The organism is Bombiscardovia apis (genome assembly GCF_033095945.1).
In the GTDB taxonomy this organism is placed as follows: Bacteria; Actinomycetota; Actinomycetes; order Actinomycetales; family Bifidobacteriaceae; genus Bombiscardovia; species Bombiscardovia apis.
In genome coordinates this window covers 160,008-178,206 of record NZ_AP026800.1, presented here as the reverse complement: position 1 = coordinate 178,206, position 18,199 = coordinate 160,008, and the positions used below count along the sequence as shown (strand labels likewise).

Below are 18,199 nucleotides of genomic sequence, written 5' to 3'. Positions count from 1 at the left end.
GACCGCTCAGTTGGCCACTGTTACCAGCTGTTTTACATACTCTACTTCCCCAAACTCGAAGCGGCGGGAGCGAAAGTGGCTGTAGGGAATCCCATACTGTCAGTAATGTGGTCAAACACATAGTCAGGTACAGCACCGTACAAGGACTGCACCAAATTAAACACATCAAGCTTCAACTTGTGAGCACTTTCAGAAGTTAGTACCGATTCAAAATCAAGCAAAAGAGCCGCCAATGAAGTTCCCTTCGACGGGTCCACACGGGCACAATACAAACGCTCATCGTGAGCACAAATATTGCGGAAGTCTTTAATATGGTTGTATTTTTGCTGCAAATCGTGAAAGTAAAAGCGGGTACCGTCATCGTGGTCAAAGCTGTACTGTCGAGAAAACTCGCGAGCTATAGCGTTCCTGATGCTGTCAGACTGGTAGCAGAAAAATTTGAACATAGTACCCAAGCTCAAGCTATTTGCGAGCACCCACATCGGCACATGCTGGTGCTTAGCCACGTAAAACTGAATATAGTCTTTTTCAAATCGGGGTCTTCGGTGCGGCGGCAGTCCTATCACATGCTTGAACGTGTCGATAAGATCTTCCACTTTATACTTGTACCAGTTCGCCAAATGGGAACGGTCTGCCGTAACTCGATAGTTCTTGGCTTCAAGATACGGATACACATCATCGGGATACGCTTGCGTAAATACATAACTGCAAATAGTTCTCAGCTTGGCCTCCGCCTGCTCACAATATTTGAATATCAACATGCGCAGGTCGCGGTCAAAACAGAATAAAGTATAGATATGCTGGAACTGGGCGCCATCTCTATATTTATCTTGCTGATTGATGTTGGTTTTCAAAAACAACGGCTTGTACCCATTAACTACTTGGTAATAGCCTTCCCTCGCCAAGACACGGGCAGTATCTTCATCGCATTCAAGACCTCGCTCTCGGAGTATGCGCACTTGGTCGCTGAGAGTGGTAAACGGCTTGTCCAAGTTAGGCTCCTTGACGAAAAAACCGCCAAGCAGGTAGAGCCTTGGCGGTTAATGGGGCTCGCCGTCCGTATCGCTACGAGTCCTAATCACACTATTGATTGTATCTGAAACCACGGCGCCCGTCAAAAAAATCTGGCGCCGTCTTGGACAAAAATACAGAAACTGTTTTTGACAAAATAAAGAAGCTGTTTTTGAATCTGGCGCAGCTCAAAAAAATACATGATTGGAATACAAAGTTGGGATTGCTTTGGCAAACGATGGTAGAGTGTTGGGTATTGGAATATGCGCTGCGGGCTTGCGCGGGTTGGGGAACCTGTCAGGAATTGCGTCTCCCTGACCTGCCCGGGTACTCGCCCTCACCGATGACACTGGGGCCAGCAACCATCAAGCACTCGCCGGACACTTATGCAACGCCCTGGAAATGGAACAACGGCGGCACTGAATACGATTACTCCTCCCCAGCAGGCGGCAGTTACAACTCTGGCGACGGCACTTATCAGTGGGCACACACACTCCCGGGGGGGGGGCACACATACGCTTTCAACGGCACCGTCACACTTCCCAACGCCAGTCCTGTACCATTCAACGGGTACATTAAGCAGCTCGTTAAAGGGTATGCGGTGGTTATGTTTGAGCCTCAGGGAGGCACCATGCACTCCAACGACACCGTTAGCTTGAACGCAGCAGGACCAGTAGCCGAACCGTCGCCGGCACCGACTTACGAAGGCAACCGGCTCGTTGGCTGGTACACCCAACCCACCGGCGGCAACCGCTGGGATTTCAGCCAAAACGTCACCGGCAGCATGACCCTCTACGCCCGCTGGTCCCCGGCCTTCACCCTGCCCAAAGCCGGAGCCATCCCCCTCCAACAGTGAAGCGGCGGCGGGCTCCTAGCAGCAAGCGCCCTAGCCGCAGCCACCTACGCAGGCCACGAAGTATCCAGCCGTAAAAAGCAGCAATCACACTCCGGCCGCCACTCCCACAAAGTAGCTAGGAAGTAGCCGCAGAGTAGACAAACGCAGCATCTAACCGAAAACCGCTAGATTTTAAGACTCCGGCGGTTTTCGGCGTTTTACCGGGTATACCGGCAGAACCATCGGGAGTGCTCTGGGTTCGAAAGTAGCGGTCACGGGCGCGCGCATTGAGCTAGCATGCATGCGAGCATGGGCCAAACAAACGCAGCACTGTCGGTCGCAATGATAATTTTGTACATCGCATGTATAAAAAATTGTACATTGGATGTACAAACTTTTACTTTTTTGGGCGGGAATGGGTATGGGAAGAGCCGCGCTGGTTGGGGCCAGGGCGGCTCTTGGGTGCGAAGCGGGCGGGCGCATCAGTGGGATGCGGGGCCGGCTTGCGTAGGTTAGGCAGTTAGCTTAGGGCGTTTGGCCGTTGGCTAGCTGATTTAGGCTCGCGGATTACTTGTTGCGTGAGCCGCGGAAGGGGTTGGAGGAGCGCTTGCTGCGGTTGGTGCGGTGTTGGAAACCGGCCGACTGGCGGCGCTCACCGTGACCGCCGTGCCCACCCTGGCCGCCTTCGCCGCGGTCATCGTAACGGGGGTTGCGCGACTTGCCGCGACCACCTTCGAAGTTGCGCGAACCGCGAGACTCGAACCCATCGCGGGAATCACGGGAATCACGAGAGCCGTGGGAGTCGTGCGAACGGTAAGAGTCGCGGGATTCGTAGGAACCACGCGAGCGCTGGCCGCCGTCGGAGCGACCCTTGTAACCGCCCTTACCCTTGCCGTAGCTGCGGTCGCGGTCGCCACGTCCACCGCGCTCACTGCGCTCACCACGATCGTAACGGTCACCACGGTCTCCACGACCGCCGCGGCCTTCAAAAGGACCGTCGTGACCAAAATCGTCGCTGCGGTTAAAATCGCGGCCCTTGTTGCGTCCGTAGCCGCCGGAGCGCTGGCCCCTATCCTCGCGGAAGTCGCGCGAATCGTGGGAGCGATACGAACGGTTGCCGCCCCTGCGGAAGTCGCCGCGCTCACCGCCGAAATCGTTGCGGTCATTGCGGTCACTACGGTCGTTGCGCTCACCGCGTTCGCCACGGTCATAGCGGTTACTGCGGCGCTCACCAGCGAAATCATCGCGGTCATCACGACGGAAACCGCCCTTGTGGAAGTCATTCCTGCGCCCGCCGTCACGTCCGCCATCACGACGATCTCCACGACGCCCGCCATCGCGACGCTCACCGCCACGATTGCCACCGCGCCCGCCGCGGCCACGGCCCGAACCGGAACCGCCGGTACGCGCAGGCCGCAGAGGAGCCAAAGTCCAGCCTTCCACGATTGGCGCAGTCTCGCCCACCAGGGCCTCAACCTCGCCAGAATCAGCAGTCACATGCCCCACCGGCTTAGCGTCGATGTGCGCAATACGCAGCAAACGCTTGGTATCCCGGCGCTGGTTGGGCAGCACGAGCGTCACCACATCGCCAGCCTTGCCCGCGCGAGCAGTACGGCCCGAGCGATGCAGGAAGGACTTGGGGTCTGCCGGCGGATCCACCTGGACCACCAAATCGACGCCAGAAACGTCGACGCCGCGCGCAGCCACATCGGTAGCAACCAGCACGCGCACTTCGCCGCCCGAGAAGGCGTTCAAGTTGCGGTCACGCTGGTTCTGCGACAGGTTGCCGTGGAGCTCAGCCGCGGGAATGCCCACCTTAGTAAGGTTGTCGGCCAGCTTCTTGGCCTGGAACTTGGTGCGCGTAAAGAAGATGCGCTTGCCCATGCCGGAGGCCAGCTTGCGCACCAATTCGTGCTTATCACCCTGAGTAGTCTCAAAAATGTGGTGGGTCATCAGGTCCACCTGCTGGGTGGCGGAATCCACCTCGTGCACCTTGGCGTTGTGCAGGTAGCGCTTCACCACTGCGTCGACACCGTGGTCCAAAGTCGCGGAGAAGAGCATGTGCTGCCCGTCCTCGCGCACCTGGCTCAAGATACGCTCAACTGCGGGCAGGAAGCCCATGTCGCTCATCTCGTCGGCCTCGTCGAGCACGGTAATTTCAACGTCGTCTAAGGTCAGCAGGCCCTGGCGGAGTAAGTCCTCCAAGCGGCCGGGGCAGGCAACCACGATTTGGGCGCCGGAACGCAGGTCGTTCACCTGGCGACTTTGGCGCACGCCACCGTAAATGGTGCAAGTTTCGATGCGATAGGCGCGGGCCAGAGGCGTTAACACTTCGTCAATCTGGTTGGCCAGCTCGCGGGTCGGGGCCAAAATCAGGCCGCGGGGAGCGGGCAGAGCGCGGCGGTCGCGGGCCGAGCGGGTATCGCGGTGGTCATCCGCACTAGCAGCCAAGCGAGCCACCGTCGGCAATACGAAGGCCAGGGTCTTGCCCGAACCCGTGCGCCCACGGCCCAAAATGTCTCGGCCAGAGAGCGAATCGGGCAGCGTATCTTCCTGAATGGGGAAAGCCGTGGTCTTGCCGTCGGCCTTGAGCACCCGCACGAGCGGCTCTGGCACGCCCAACTCGGCGAAAGTCTTGTGTGATTCTTGGGCGGAAGCAGCGTTTGCCTCGCTCGAATCGACGTCGTTGGCGGCGAAATCTTCTGTATATTCTGCTGTATTTTCGTTCAATTCATTCACTTCTAGGGTATTCATCTGATCCATATCTGCAATTGCTGCACTGGTTGTGTTCGCAGCTGAATGGCGCGATTTTGAGCGCACTTCGCCCAATTCGGGCATAACAATAGTTGACAATATCAACCTCTCACCGAGTGAAATCTGCGCGAGGCTACCGGCTGGCAACCCGCGGGCCGCGAGCAAAGCAAAGAAATTCGCGGAAGATTCCCGGCAATCAGAGCATTCAGGCGACGATTGGCCCATTCCAAAAAAAGCCTCGCAAAGAGGCAGCAGAGCCAACCCAACCACTTTAGCACGTGGCCTTGTCGAGTGATTCGCTTGAAGCTATAGCTCAGGTTCTGCGTCTTCGGGCACTGTTAGCAATCCAACCTTGTCCATTGTTTGGAGAAAGCGGTCTTCGAGCTGTTGAGCATCAATAAGCGGGTCGCTTTGCGTTTCCAACAAATAATCAAGCTGCCGAATATCCTTGTATTCAAAAGCTCGCTGGAGCATTGTCCGCGCAGATTGGTTGAGCTGGGCCCAGTGCTGTTCGGCAATAAATGTCAGGTCAAACAAGTCACGAATTTTGTCGCGAGACATGTAGGCTGCACATTTTTGTTCGCATAATTCGCTGATTGTATACGTTTTAATCCCCGAAACAACAGCAATCACATCCACATCAACGACTTTTCTTCTATGCGAAAGTTCCACTTTAAGCGGGCGCTGGGGATTGCCGTAATCGACGAATACCCGCTGCACGGTCGGCGTATCTTTCCCAACCCTATAAGCGAATCCTGCAATGTGACAGGCTTGCTCAATCGCCTGAACAAAGCGCTTGCCAGATACTTTTGCCCGCTCGCAATCAAGGTCTATATCTTCCGAAAAACGGTCGAGCCCATAACACTCCATGAGCGCAGTTCCGCCCTTAAGAATGAAGGGGTTGCCCTCCGGTGCCGGAGCATTGAGACTGCGAAGCATGTGCTCTATTACAGCTTTATGGGCATCGATATTATGTGCACACATAAGGCCGCCTTATTCTTGCCGCAATAGTTGGGAACGCTTGAAAACGAGCCAGCTGGTGAGGTACTCGCGCCCCATAAAACGGTCTATGGCGGGCCAGTTCCCCCGCTCTCGTAAGGCCCAGACTGCCTGCAAAATCTCGGGCGTGTGGCTTTCGTTGCTGATGAAGTTCTCCCGCATTCCTTGCGCGTCCGAGAAATAGCCTTGCTCAATAAGATCCAGGCACGCGCGCACATGGTTAGCTGTCGGCACAATGCCGCGCCCGGGCACGTCTTCTAACCCCACGCCCTGGGCACCAAAAGGCGAGCGCTCGGTATCGAGAATCATCGGCCGCTCCCAGTCAAGCGCCGAATAATGCCAGTCGCCGGGCGTATCGTCGCGCTCGCCCAGGTTCAAAGCGTTCAAACCAGTCACATACTTCATCATCACCTCCTCGCCGTAGTCTCCCCATTCTACTGCCCAGCTCGCTACTTATCTACGCCAGCGAAACCACTGCGATGTCATCTTCTCGATTATCTACGAATGCGGCGAGGATAGTTTAGTAGTTTGGCTTATTGCTATCGAATCGACAACAATCATTTCTTTCTTTTTTCTCTTCTTTTTTCTCTTCTTTTACGAATACTGTTCGACTGCTCATATTCTGCATAAACGATGGATTAAAATGAACGCTAGTTTCGAGGCGGGTCTGTGCATGGGGCACTACATGTCATTTGCCCAAGTTTCTTATCCGAAGGAGGGCCGCGTGTATCTGTCATTCATTCGGTCGGTCCAGCTAATGACATCGAAACTATATTCACCGATAACCAGAGAATTGCCCGCAACTACCTTGAAACTTCAGCAGTCATGAAGCATCCTACACATATGGTCCTGAAGTTAACTCCAGCCAAATACGCGCACCCGCGCGAAACTAGCAGCGGGCCCGATTCCGCGACCGCTCCGTCTCGCCCCCCCCCACCATTGATTACGTCTACAAACCACCACCCCCAAACCATTGATTCCGTGTAAAACCGAGCACACCTATACCATTGATTCCGTGTAAATGAGCTCCCCTCCACACCCTTGATTCCGTGGTAAGATAGGCCAAAAAGGCCGGTATTACAAGGAAAAGGGTGGGGACCATGAGCACGTCAGATAATCAGCCTATACTGCACCGCAAGGGGTATCAGCGCCTGCTCACGTGGAAAGAGCAAGAGCAAGGGCAGAGCGCGCTGCGCATAGAAGGTGCCCGCCGCGTCGGCAAATCAACTCTGGTAGAGCAGTTTGCCCAGCGCGAATACCGCTCATACATTCTCATCGACTTCTCAACCATCAGCGACGAAGTCAAAGACATCTTCCGCAACCAGCGCACCGATTTGGAGCGCTTCTTCACCTACCTCTCCGTCTATTTCAACACCCCCCTTCACCAACGCGATTCGCTCATCATCTTCGACGAAGTGCAGTACTTCCCCACCGCCCGAGCGTTCATCAAGCAGCTGGTCGCCGACGGCCGCTACGACTACATCGAAACCGGCTCCCTCATCTCCATTCGCCAAAACATAGACGGCATCCTTATCCCCTCCGAGGAAGACGCCTTCCGTTTGAACCCGCTCGATTTTGAGGAGTTCCTCTGGGCCCTGGGCGAAGAGCCCCTAGCGAGCGCCATCCAAGACTCCTTCCACGAGCTTCAGCCCCTGCCAGCAGCCATCCACCGCAAGGCCTCGCAACTGCTGCGCGAATACATGCTGGTGGGCGGCATGCCCAAGCCGGTCGCGGACTATGCGGCAACACACGATTTTGCGCAAGTCGACCGCTCGAAGCGCCGGATTTTAGATCTCTACCGCAACGACGTCGCCCGTTTCGCCCGCGGATATGAGGCAAAAGTCACGTCAGTCTTCGACCGCATACCCGAGCAGCTTTCTAAGCACGAGAAGCGGTTCAACCTCGCTTCCCTCAGCAAAGACGCCCGCATGCGAGACTACGACGAAGCCTTTTTCTGGCTCTCCGATGCTTGCATCACCAACAACTGCTACCGCGCCGCCGACCCCCACGTGGGACTGCGCATGGAGGAAGACAGGGCCACGCTGAAATGCTACATGGCAGACACCGGCCTGCTCGTCAGCCAAGCATTTCCCGCGGGAAGGGGCGAGAATGCAGCCAATGAAATCTACCGCGAAATTCTCTTCGGCCAGCTCAACGTCAACGAAGGCATGCTCGCGGAGAATTTGGTCGCGCAACAGCTGCGGGCGGCAGGGTACGACCTGTTCTTTTATTCGAGCAACAATCGCAGCAAGGCAGAACAGACCATGGAGATTGACTTCCTCCTGCCAGCGCCCTACGCTCAGGCCAAGGCGAAGCTGCGCGTGAGTCCGGTTGAAGTGAAGTCGACTAGTCGCTATGGCAGTAAGTCATTGGACAAGTTCAAGGCTCGGTTTGCTAAGCGCGTGGGCACGCAATATGTCATTCACCCCAAGGAGCTGAGCCAAGCGGGAGACCGCGTGTACCTTCCCCTCTACATGGCCCACTGCCTCTAGCTGCCGCTGCTCCCAAACCCACGCCGGCCCCTCGCGCCGAACCGCTCTTACGCAGAGCTTAGGTTGGGGGAATGCGGCGGAAGTAGTTTGCGAGTTTGGACATGGGGTCGGGGCGTGCTTATAATGGGAATAGTAATACTTATTGAGAATACTGCGCGCTTGGGTTGGCTTGGGGAAGCTGCCGCAGCAACATCGCTTTCTTACGTTAAATCAGGGGTTACACCATGCGTCGTTTTCGTTCAGCCAGTACGGTTGTACTAGCGCTAGCTATCTTGGTCCTGGGGGGGGGGGCAACTCAGCCTAGCCCGTCCAGCCCACGCTGACCCGGTAACCGACGCCCAAGGCTTCTCCCTCAACCCCACCTACGGCCCTTCAGGAGGCGGCAACGATGTCGCTATTACACCGCCGTTTCGTACTACCCTCAAATTCAAATCTATCCATTCTGGCAACGCACACAACTTGGCATTCGACACAGATGGCACACTCTGGGCATGGGGCGAAAACACATTTGGCAATCTGGGCAACGGCACTTTTACTAATTCAGCCAATCTCCCCACACGAGTACGAATTCCCGACGGAATCACATTCACCTCTGTAAGTGTGGGTTCTTGGTTCAACCTAGCCATCGACTCAAACGGAAATCTCTGGTCTTGGGGATATAACAAGTCCGGTGTTTTAGGCGACGGCACAACCGTTAACAAGAACATACCCGTGCGAGTACAAGCGCCAGCAGGAGTAAGGTTCAAAAGCATCAGCGGCGGCCAAGAGCATGCTTTAGCAGTAGATATTAATGGAACCCTGTGGGCTTGGGGCAACAACCGATATGGACAATTCGGCAACGGAACAGCAAATGGCGGTAGCAACGACGAATATCCAAGCGCAACCACCCCGATAAAAATACCGACAGGCGTCAAATTTACAACCGTCAGTGCTGGATTCCAGTATTCGATGGCGCTTGATGATAGCGGAAACGCCTACGGATGGGGTTGGAATGGCGAAGATTATGATGTCGGCTATTTAGGTACTGCCAACACGAGCAGCGACAAGGTACTCACCCCCCAACTAGTACTCGGTGGCATCCATTTCAAAACCATAACCGCAGGAGGATGGTTCAGTTTCTTGACGGCAGGCATCAGTAAAGACAACGGCAACACTTACACTTGGGGTCACAACTATGCTGGCGCGCTCGGCAACGGAACAACGAACAGCAGTATCAGACCAGAAAAAATCACCACACCAGTACCCTTTACCGATATCCAAGTAGGTTCTACTCATATGCTCGCACTCGGCACCGATAATCAAGCCTATGCATGGGGCGAAAACAGCAGCACGAGTATCAATAACCCCACTATTGGTTTGGTAGGTAATGGCACCAATGTTGACCAACATACTCCAGTAGCAGTTGACCATCCGGCCAACGTCCCAGCAGACTACCAAGTCGCTAGCATCTCCGCAGGAATTATCATCTCCGCATACATCGGTAGCGACGGACGTATCTATGCTTCGGGTCCCAACGCCTACGGACAGTTAGGCGACGGCACCACCATTAACCGTCTCAGTCCAGTCCGGATCGCGAACCCCAAAATCGCAATCACAGCAATCAGTTTCGATACTACTAACGCAAAAGGCTTCACCCACGACACAGTCATTGGCATATGGCATGTAAAAGCACCGGCCCACCCAGTAGGCAAAGTTAAGATTCGCATTAGGTGGACACTGAGCGGAGCTTCTCAAACAGTCGCGATTCTGGACTATGAATACAAAATCTCCTACACAGTCCACTTCGACTTGGGAGCTGCCACAAGCCACGCTACTCCTATTCGCGATCAATCCATAGTAAGCGGCGAAACCGCGGCCTGGCCCGACCCCAACCCTGCTTGGCCTGGTCACCGTTTTGCTGGCTGGTTCCAGGGCACTGTGCCTTGGGACTTCGGCACCGACCCGGTTAACGCTACTATGACCCTCACGGCCCTGTGGGACGACATCAGCTTCACCCTCAAACCTCAAGCCGGACCAGTCAACAAGAACAATCCCGTCACCATCACCGCTAACCCCCAGCAGCTCAAGACTCGCTTCACCCAAGTCAGCACCGGCATAACGCATACGCTGGCTATCGGTAGCGACGGCAACACCTACGCTTGGGGCTACAACGGCTACGGCCAATTCGGCAACGGTACCACCACAGACCGCAACATTCCCACCCTCATCACCCCGCCCGCAGGCGTACGCTTCAACCGAGTCTTCGCCGGCATGAACGCTTCCTTCGCCTTCGACACCACCGGCCGACTCTGGGCTTGGGGCAACAACCAATACGGCCAGCTCGGCAACGGCAGCAGCATCACAACCGCCCCGTTCGCGAAAACCACGCCCGTACAAGTGCACGTACCCGCAGGAGTCACCTTCACCCACATCTACCCAAGCTACGACTTCACCCTGGCCGTCACCAACACCAACACCGTCTACACCTGGGGCCAAAACGACAGCGGCCAGCTCGGCAACGCAGACAACACCCTCGCCCCGCAATTCGAACCCGTACCAGTCAACCTCAACGGTGAAACCGTAAAACAAGCCGCCGCCGGCACCCACCACGCCATGATTCTCACCAACAGCAACAAGCTCTACACCTGGGGCTACAACGCTACCGGCCAGCTCGGCAACGGCACCACCACCAACCAAGTCACACCACGAGTAGTCACACCCCCTGCAAGCGGCCCCTTCACCAGCATCGGCGCAGGATACCAATCCTCATACGCTCTCGACAGCAGCCAGCACCTCTACAGCTGGGGAGGAAACCCATCCGGCGAACTCGGACTAGGCGACACCAGCAACCGCACCACACCAACCCGCATCCCCTCACTCGCCAGCCGGAGCATCACCAAGCTCTACACCAGCACAAGCTCCTACTCCGCGTTCGCCACCGACTCCACCGGCAACACCTGGGCCTGGGGACACAACCAATACGGACAGCTGGGCACCGGCAGCCCCACACCCGCCAGCAGCAACAACGGCGGCATCCCCACACCAACCAACATCACCAACAACCTACCCGCCAACACCACACGCATCTACACCAGCGCATGGCACACCATAACGCTCGACAACACGAAAAACCTGTGGCTCTGGGGCGACAACCAATGGGGCGAACTCGGCAACGACACCATCCCCACCGGAGTTGGCAACACCAACGCCCACTCCTACACACCCCTACACCCCACACCCCTCCCCATCACAGTAACCGGCCTCCACTTCGGCAGCGAAGCCGGCGAAAACCTCACCTACGACGCAACCAACCACAGCTGGAAAGCCAACACCCCGCGCCACACACCCGACGAAAAGGTCGAAGTCAAAATCCACTGGACCATAGACGGCACCACCCAACCCGACTACAGCGTACCCAACGGCTTCACCTACTACAGCCTATTCACCCTGCCCAAGGCCGGAGCCATCCCCCTCCACCGCCTCGCCGGCAGCGCGATTCTGCTGCTCACCGCCCTAGCCGCCACCACCTACGCTGCCCACGAACTGAGCAAACGCCGCAAACGAATCCGGGGCAGCCACACGCACCGGCTTAGTCAGTCTCAAACCATTAGCTGACAGCAAGCCCCAAGAGAAGTAACGCCCCGCCATTACAACAGCGGGGCGCCCCTTATGCGCTAGAGTTCATCTCGCATGTTAAGCACCACTGCGCAAAGCAGCATGGTTACCATGAGAGGTATAGCCTGCGCGGCTCCCATACTCGCTATAATCGTGTTCGCACACGTTGTGAGTACGATAACCGCGCAAGCCTCCATAGCGCGGTTCGGTTTATTTGGATGACCCATAATAGGTCCTCCCTCTTATCTGTATAGGCTTTACCCGCCCGTTTGAGCGGGCAGGCGCAGCTATCATCGCACGATAGTTGCCGCCACTGTTGAGCCTACAGGAATGAGGTTTGCACCACGCACGAAGCAGAGCACACTGATGTTATACTGATAAGCATCAGAAGGGCACATCGCACTTCGGGTAGGAGCTGCTGCTGGTAAGGCGGCTGGGCTCCGCATTATCCGTTGGTGCCTTTTGTGATCGGGCTCCATTATGGTCCGTGTCTGTATAGGGCGTAAGGGTCGGCGGCTGATTATTCAGCTACCGGCCCTTTACCTATATGCTGCGAGCGCTGTTGGCTCAGCAGCGACGCACAGCCCTATTCGCCGAAAATTACTGCGCGGAGCGCCGGGCTAGGGCGGGGAGGTCTACTCCCAGTAGGCGGGCCTCTTCGGCGGTTGGGCCGGTGATGAGGAGGTCGCTGTGGCGCAGGTCGGCAACCTTGCGAGCGCCTAGGAGCGACATGAGGGCGCGCACTTGGCTAGCCCAATCGTTGATTTCGTCAACTAATCCGCTAACTCCATGGGCTGTCAAAGTAGCGAGGAAGTGCCCCGAAACTCCCACTGCTTGGGCTCCCAAGGCTAGGGCTTTGACCACGTCAAGCGGACTGCGCACCCCACCAGAGGCCAGCAAAGCCACGCCCGGCACTGTCTCCGGCTGGCTTGCAGTGAGCAGGGCTAGCACTGTTGAGAGGCCCCAATTATCCATGTACCAGTAGTCGCGGTCGGTTCGGCGCTCGTTTTCGATGACCGCAAAATCGGTGCCTCCCCGCCCGGAGACGTCAACCGTTGAAATGCCCAAAGAGGCCAGGAGTTCGATAGTGGGGCGACTGAGACCGAAGCCCACTTCTTTCACGACGACCGGCACCGGCACCGCTTCAGCAATCGCACGAATGCGCTCGGGCCAAGTGCCATAGTCGCGGTCTCCCTCAGACATGACCGCCTCTTGCACCGGGTTAATGTGTATTTGCAAGGCCGAGGCAGAGAGCATATTCACGGCCCGCACTGCCTGCTCTGGGCTGACCGTGGGCCCCACATTAGCAAAGACGAAGCCGCTCGGATTGCGGTCGCGCACGGTAGTAAAAGTCGGCTCTAGCTCGGGCCTGCGCAAGGCAGCATGCTGGGAGCCGGTGGCCATAGCGAGTCCGGAAGCCGCCGCAGCCTGAGCCAAGAGCGAATTAATCTCGCCCGCTTGAGCCGAACCGCCGGTCATAGCGTTGATATAGAAGGGCAGCGGCCACTCCTCGCCACACACCTGCGTGGCCGTGCTCACACTAGCTTGGTCTACCGCTCTCAAGGCATGGTGCACGAAGCGCATATCGTCAAAAGCGTTGCGCTTAGGGGCTTTCTGCTGCTGCAAGGCCAAGCGAATATGGTCATTCTTACGCACCGAATCGGGGTTGTGGTCCAAGCTCGAATCGAAGAGCGGCTTGGAAGTGCCTTGCTCGCTGCCCATGTTTACTCCTCTTCCTGAGCTGTTGCCGCGCAGCCGACGCCCCAAGGCTCCAAGGCAGCCAGAGGCGGCCCGACTGTGAGCGGCAGGGGCTCGATGCCAGCCCGGCTCCAAGCGGCAGCAATAGCGCTCATCTGGCCTATGGCCCTAGACTGGGGCTGCTTGTCGCAAACGATGGCGATGCCGCAATCCCCGCCGCCCGCGCCCGAAGATTTGGCCGCAGCGCCGCGAATAAGAGCGCTCTCCACTAGCGTGCGCAAAGCTGGGGTTTCGATGTCGGTGTCGGTCAGGGCAGAAAGGCCGCGCAGGAGGGAGCGGGCCTGAGCCACGTGCTCACCGATAGCGCCAGGCTGCCCTGCTTCTAAACTCTGGGCCAGAGCGTCGACGCAAGCGTCAGAAGCCGCTAGGAACCGTTCGTATGATTGGCTTTTGCCGTCGGCCGAGCCCTGCTTAACAGATGCCACCAGCGAGGGAGTGGAAGCGGGGCTTCCGGTCCAGCCTACGAACAAGTGCAGGAGCGAATCGGGGCCGAAAGCATCTAAACGGTGTATCTGCAAGCCTGGCCAAGGCTGCGTAATCAACTGCGATAGCGAGCTGGAGCCCACCTGGGCGCGCACCCAGCTGCGGTCGGGTGAGCAGAACCGGATGCATCCGCCGAAGAGACTGGCCGCCAAATCGCCGCCGGAACCCAAGCTCTGGGCGCGGCCGGTAGCCAAATATGCGAGTTTGTATGTTTCGAGCGGGCTTAATTGGAGCCCATACCAGTCGAGTAGAGCGCGCACTGTCGCTACCGCCACTGCTGCCGAGGAGCCGAGGCCATACTTTTTGCCCGAGCCCGAATCTAGCTGGCTACTGACGGCAATATCGTAGGAGCGAAGAGCCAGCCCGCGCTCGACTGCGAGTTCTTCAACACTTTGGGCGGCGGCCAGCAAGTAGGAGGGTTCGCCAAGCTGAGTGTCGGGAGTGAGCTTCCCATCCTCGCGATGCCAGCTCATGCTCGCTTCAGGATGGCCCTCCGATTCGATGCGCCCGCGCTGAGCGTCGACTGGCTGCTCCTGCGAGCCTTCGCCTGCCGCTCTGCCGGTAACTTGCGTTGTCAACGTGCGGTTCACGGCCACGAGAATGGCTGGATGCCCCGGCTCTACGACCGCGTATTCGCCAGCCAAGTAGAGCTTACCTGCTGCCTGCGCTTGTACTGTCTCGACCGCTTCGTTCATCTTCCAACCCATCGTTTACCAAACCACTTCACACCAAACCATTCATGGACTTAGTCCACCAATATCGTGATGCTCAGCTTCGCCTGTTCCGCCACGCTTTCACGCGCGCTCAACCCCAGCAGTGCCCGAGTGAGCGCCTTCATTTCCCAGCATTTCCAAACCCGGACCAGGCCTATGCACCTGAATATTGACCCCCGGAAGCCGCCCCCGCAGCTCCTCAGCCACGCGCACCGCCTGAGCCCCCGAAGTCAGCACCTTCATATTGGGCCCGGCATCCATAGTGCCCCAAGCCGGCAGCCCCTCAGCGCGAATCTGGCCCACCGCTTCCATAGCCGAAAGGGTGTCTGGCAGCCAGTAGCATACCGCCGGGCGCGAAGCCAGCATGGCCGCATGCATACCCATAGCATTGGCCTCAGCAATAGCTCCCAGAGCTTCCAAATCCTCATATTGTATGGCCTTAAGCGCATCTTGCAAGTCCAACCGGCTCTGCTCAACCCAAGCCCGGTAGAGGGGTGAAGTTTGCACAGTGCGACGCATGCCTTCGCGGCTAGAAATCTGCTTTTCCTGACCCGAAATGAGCACTACTACCAGCGCCAAATCCATATCTGATTCCACGGGCAGCGCGTAAGAGGAAGCGTCATCGCTGCCAGCCTGCCACTGCACCAGCCCGCCGTAGAGCGAACGACAAGCCGAGCCCGAGCCCCGCCGAGCCAAACGCGAGAGCTCCTGCCGACCCAAGTCCAAGCCCGCAGCAGCACTAGCCGCCCCCGCTAAGGCCGCAAAAGCCGACGAAGAAGAAGCCAAACCCGCCCCATAAGGAACAGTGTTGTAAGAGTTCACGCGAGCCGGGGCATCGATGCCAGCGCGGCGGCGCACAATGTCAAGAAAACGCGAGACCCTGGCCAGCGCTTTGCCCCCCTGAGGCTGATCGTCAATAGTGAGCTGGTCCGGCCCGTAACTCTGGGCCAAAAACTCGACTTGTGTACGAGTGGAAAGCCCATCAAGAGTAAGCGAAAGGCTGGAAGTAGTGGGGATTATGAGGTCTTCGTCTGCCTTGCCCCAGTATTTAATGAGTGCAATATTCGCATTGGCCCGCGCTTGGCCTCGGCCTAGCACTGGCTCAGCTTCGGAGCTCAACGTACTCCGCTCGGCAAGGGTAGCCGTAGCCGCTGGTTGACTTCCAGCTTGCACATCCGTACTCCTGCCTGAATTTTGCCGCACTCTTCTCACGTTCATACTTCACAGATTAGCCAGCAGACTGCCCACCCGTGCCCCAATAGGTCGAAAGCTGACAGTATCCCCACTAACTGAGTTTGCATTCTCAGCTTAAAGAGAAAGTCCGAACATTATTTACCGTTCAATTGTAAACCACACTGCAGCAGCGAGCAGCCCAGGATATGAATGCAAAAACCTTAAGCAACCATGTGGTGAGTCCAAACCTCTTGCGCACCAGCAGCAAGCAGAGCCTCGCTAATTCGCTGCGCGTCGCTCTCATTGGCTGCCAGAGCCAGCATGCAGCCTCCCAATCCGCCGCCCGTAAGCTTGGCCCCCAAAGCTCCGGCCGAGCGAGCAGCACTCACCAATGCGTCAAGCTGAGCATGGCCTACTTGTAGGGCATTGAGCAACTCTTGAGCCTGATTCATACTGGCCCCCAAAGGCTCCATCTGCCCAGTTTCCAAATTGCCAATAGCGCTACGGGCCTGGTCTCCCAGCGATTCGAGCAGCTGCTCCACCACTTCAGGCTTAGCCTCCAAACGAGAGCGCACACCTTCTACGGCCTCGCGCGTCGAGCCAGCCACGCCCGTATCTGCGATAACCAAATATCCATTTCCTCGCAATTGCACCGTGCGCATGGCCCCGCGCTCCAGCTCGACCGGCAGCTCACCAGAAGTTGTAGCCGCATCCAAGCCTGAGGGGTGGCCGTGAGTGATTTTTTCGGCTTGATTAGTCAGCTCTAAGAGCTGTTCATGGGAGGCGCGCACGTCGTAAGCATCGAGCAGGGCGCGCACTACGGCACCGGAGGCGGCAGCAGATGAACCAAGCCCTCGCCCGGCCGGGAAGTCAGATTCAGTGCGAATACTGAAACGCTGGTCGCTGTGTCCCAAGAAGTCGAGCGTCACTTCCACTGCCCGACGTAAGCCCCCAAACAGTTCTCCCGACTCGCTGAGCGGCCCCTCGTAGTCGAGAGCACTGAGCTGTGGTTCCTGATCGGAGGCAATTGGCTGAGCCCAAGCCCGCATTTGCAAATCGTGAAGCGGCAGAGCCAAAGCCGGGTGCCCGTAGACCACCGAGTGTTCGCCCATCAAAATCGCCTTGGCCCAAGTTTGACCGTAACCTTCGTGCACCCCGTGCAAATCTTCCCCCGCGATAGCAACCATGCTGCTCCCTCTCTCGCTTCTTGGAACGCTCGCAAGCACCTCTCGGCCGCGAGCGCATTATGCTCCACAAGCGATTCTAGAAGTTTTTACCTACTCATACCGCTCAAAAAGATAGAGATATTGCACAGATTCGCAAGCGGCTCGGCCTAATTGGCTTGCGAGAGGCGCTTAAGGAAGCTGGCTTTGAGCCCGCACACGTCCACATCCACACAGATAGTCGCATTGGAAGCCACTGCTGCGCTTTCACTGCGACTGAGTGAACGAATAGGACTCATAGTGTCAGCTGCGCCTTCCGCCACTTCTCGGCGCACATCGAAGTTAGCTACTGTGGCCCCCAGGGTCAGATTGCTCCCAATTTCCACTTCGACCTGAGCTCGGCGAGTGGTAAATAGCCCTGGTTCCAGTAAGTACATGGCAGCAGACGAGCTATACAAGCGCATGCCCGAACCCGGTTTATCATTGGCCTGCCGGCGCAGTATTTTCACTAGCAAAGCACCCACTCGACCCGAAGCCGCAATAGTAACTAAGTCCTCTTCTTGCAACCGTACCTTACAACCAACTTCGAGCCCGGCCATAACCAACGGCAGCTCAGAACGGAAGACAATGCCCGCCGCTTCAGGATCACACACGGCATTGAATTCGCCATAGACCGTGGCATCACCGCGACCAGTGGTACCAACCATCATCACAATTTGCTCAATCCTGCTCTTTACCTCAGGAAAGGCCGTGAGCAACAGAGCTATGTTAGTGAGGGGACCAAGCGTGATGATAGTTACAGGCCGTTCGCTCTCCATCAAAACCCGGCGCTCTTCCAAAACAGCGCTTTCAACAGTAAGCAAAGAACGGTGAGGGGTGGGCCAGTTCGCAGTGTCGAACACATCAAGGTCGCGACCTTGTTTCGAGAACATATTCGGCCTCATGAGCGGAGACGAAGCTCCCTGAGCTACGGGAGTTTGCTGACGTAAAAAGGTAAGGAGCTTTTCTATGCTTTGCGTGGCCTGCTCCACAGGCACTTCGCCCGCGACGCTAGCTACAAGCTTTACGTCAACGCTGGGGTCTGCATGGAGAAGAGCTATTGCTACTGCGTCATCAATACCGGGGGCTGTGTCGATAATGATAGGACGTGCATTCATGTGTCACTTCCTAAAGTCCAATAGCAGAAACGTGTGTCTCTGCTTACAAGAAAGGGGGAAAAGTATT

12 protein-coding genes are annotated in these 18,199 nt (G+C 57.0%); 3 read left to right on the top strand and 9 right to left on the bottom strand.

Translation table 11 applies throughout. The features are described 5' to 3' along the window. Positions 1-41: 41 nt before the first annotated feature. The gene (locus R8377_RS00620) at positions 42-992 is read right to left on the bottom strand and encodes an Abi family protein (protein ID WP_317643037.1); all 951 of its coding nucleotides are present in this window, start codon (positions 990-992) and stop codon (positions 42-44) included. Positions 993-1,249: 257 nt separating this feature from the next. Between R8377_RS00620 and R8377_RS00615 the strand changes: the two genes are divergently transcribed. Beyond that, positions 1,250-1,867: an InlB B-repeat-containing protein gene (locus R8377_RS00615; RefSeq protein ID WP_317643036.1), complete on the top strand. Its 618-nt coding sequence runs from the start codon at positions 1,250-1,252 to the stop codon at positions 1,865-1,867. Between the two features lie 546 nt (positions 1,868-2,413). Here the strand turns inward: R8377_RS00615 and R8377_RS00610 are convergent. The 3 genes from R8377_RS00610 to R8377_RS00600 form a co-directional block, all read right to left on the bottom strand. Then, on the bottom strand, positions 2,414-4,600 hold the full coding sequence (locus tag R8377_RS00610; RefSeq protein WP_317643638.1) for a DEAD/DEAH box helicase: 2,187 nt from the start codon (positions 4,598-4,600) through the stop codon (positions 2,414-2,416). 306 nt (positions 4,601-4,906) lie between these two features. After that, positions 4,907-5,584, bottom strand: a complete 678-nt coding sequence (locus R8377_RS00605) for a nucleotidyl transferase AbiEii/AbiGii toxin family protein (RefSeq protein WP_317643035.1) — start codon at positions 5,582-5,584, stop codon at positions 4,907-4,909. A 9-nt stretch (positions 5,585-5,593) separates the two neighbouring features. After that, complete coding sequence (locus tag R8377_RS00600; protein ID WP_317643034.1) at positions 5,594-6,007, bottom strand: hypothetical protein; 414 nt, start codon at positions 6,005-6,007, stop codon at positions 5,594-5,596. Positions 6,008-6,723: 716 nt separating this feature from the next. Here R8377_RS00600 and R8377_RS00595 point away from each other — a divergent pair. After that, a complete protein-coding gene (locus tag R8377_RS00595; protein ID WP_317643637.1) occupies positions 6,724-8,091 on the top strand; it encodes an ATP-binding protein in 1,368 nt (455 codons plus the stop codon). Positions 8,092-8,487: 396 nt separating this feature from the next. Beyond that, positions 8,488-11,685: an RCC1 domain-containing protein gene (locus R8377_RS00590; protein WP_331669498.1), complete on the top strand. Its 3,198-nt coding sequence runs from the start codon at positions 8,488-8,490 to the stop codon at positions 11,683-11,685. Positions 11,686-12,285: 600 nt separating this feature from the next. On the opposite strand, the gene fni is transcribed toward R8377_RS00590, so the two are convergent. The 5 genes from fni to R8377_RS00565 form a co-directional block, all read right to left on the bottom strand. Beyond that, complete coding sequence (gene fni / locus R8377_RS00585) at positions 12,286-13,407, bottom strand: type 2 isopentenyl-diphosphate Delta-isomerase (RefSeq protein WP_317643032.1); 1,122 nt, start codon at positions 13,405-13,407, stop codon at positions 12,286-12,288. A 2-nt stretch (positions 13,408-13,409) separates the two neighbouring features. Beyond that, positions 13,410-14,621, bottom strand: coding sequence for a phosphomevalonate kinase (locus R8377_RS00580; protein WP_317643031.1), 1,212 nt, complete (start codon positions 14,619-14,621; stop codon positions 13,410-13,412). 99 nt (positions 14,622-14,720) lie between these two features. Beyond that, entirely contained in the window at positions 14,721-15,857 is a 1,137-nt protein-coding gene (gene mvaD, locus R8377_RS00575) for a diphosphomevalonate decarboxylase (RefSeq protein WP_317643030.1), read from the bottom strand. Positions 15,858-16,033: 176 nt separating this feature from the next. Then, positions 16,034-16,999 (bottom strand): mevalonate kinase, encoded by a 966-nt coding sequence (gene mvk, locus R8377_RS00570; RefSeq protein ID WP_317643029.1) that lies wholly within the window; start codon positions 16,997-16,999, stop codon positions 16,034-16,036. 146 nt (positions 17,000-17,145) lie between these two features. Next, the gene (locus R8377_RS00565) at positions 17,146-18,132 is read right to left on the bottom strand and encodes a nucleoside hydrolase (RefSeq protein WP_317643028.1); all 987 of its coding nucleotides are present in this window, start codon (positions 18,130-18,132) and stop codon (positions 17,146-17,148) included. Between the last annotated feature and the right edge of the window lie 67 nt (positions 18,133-18,199).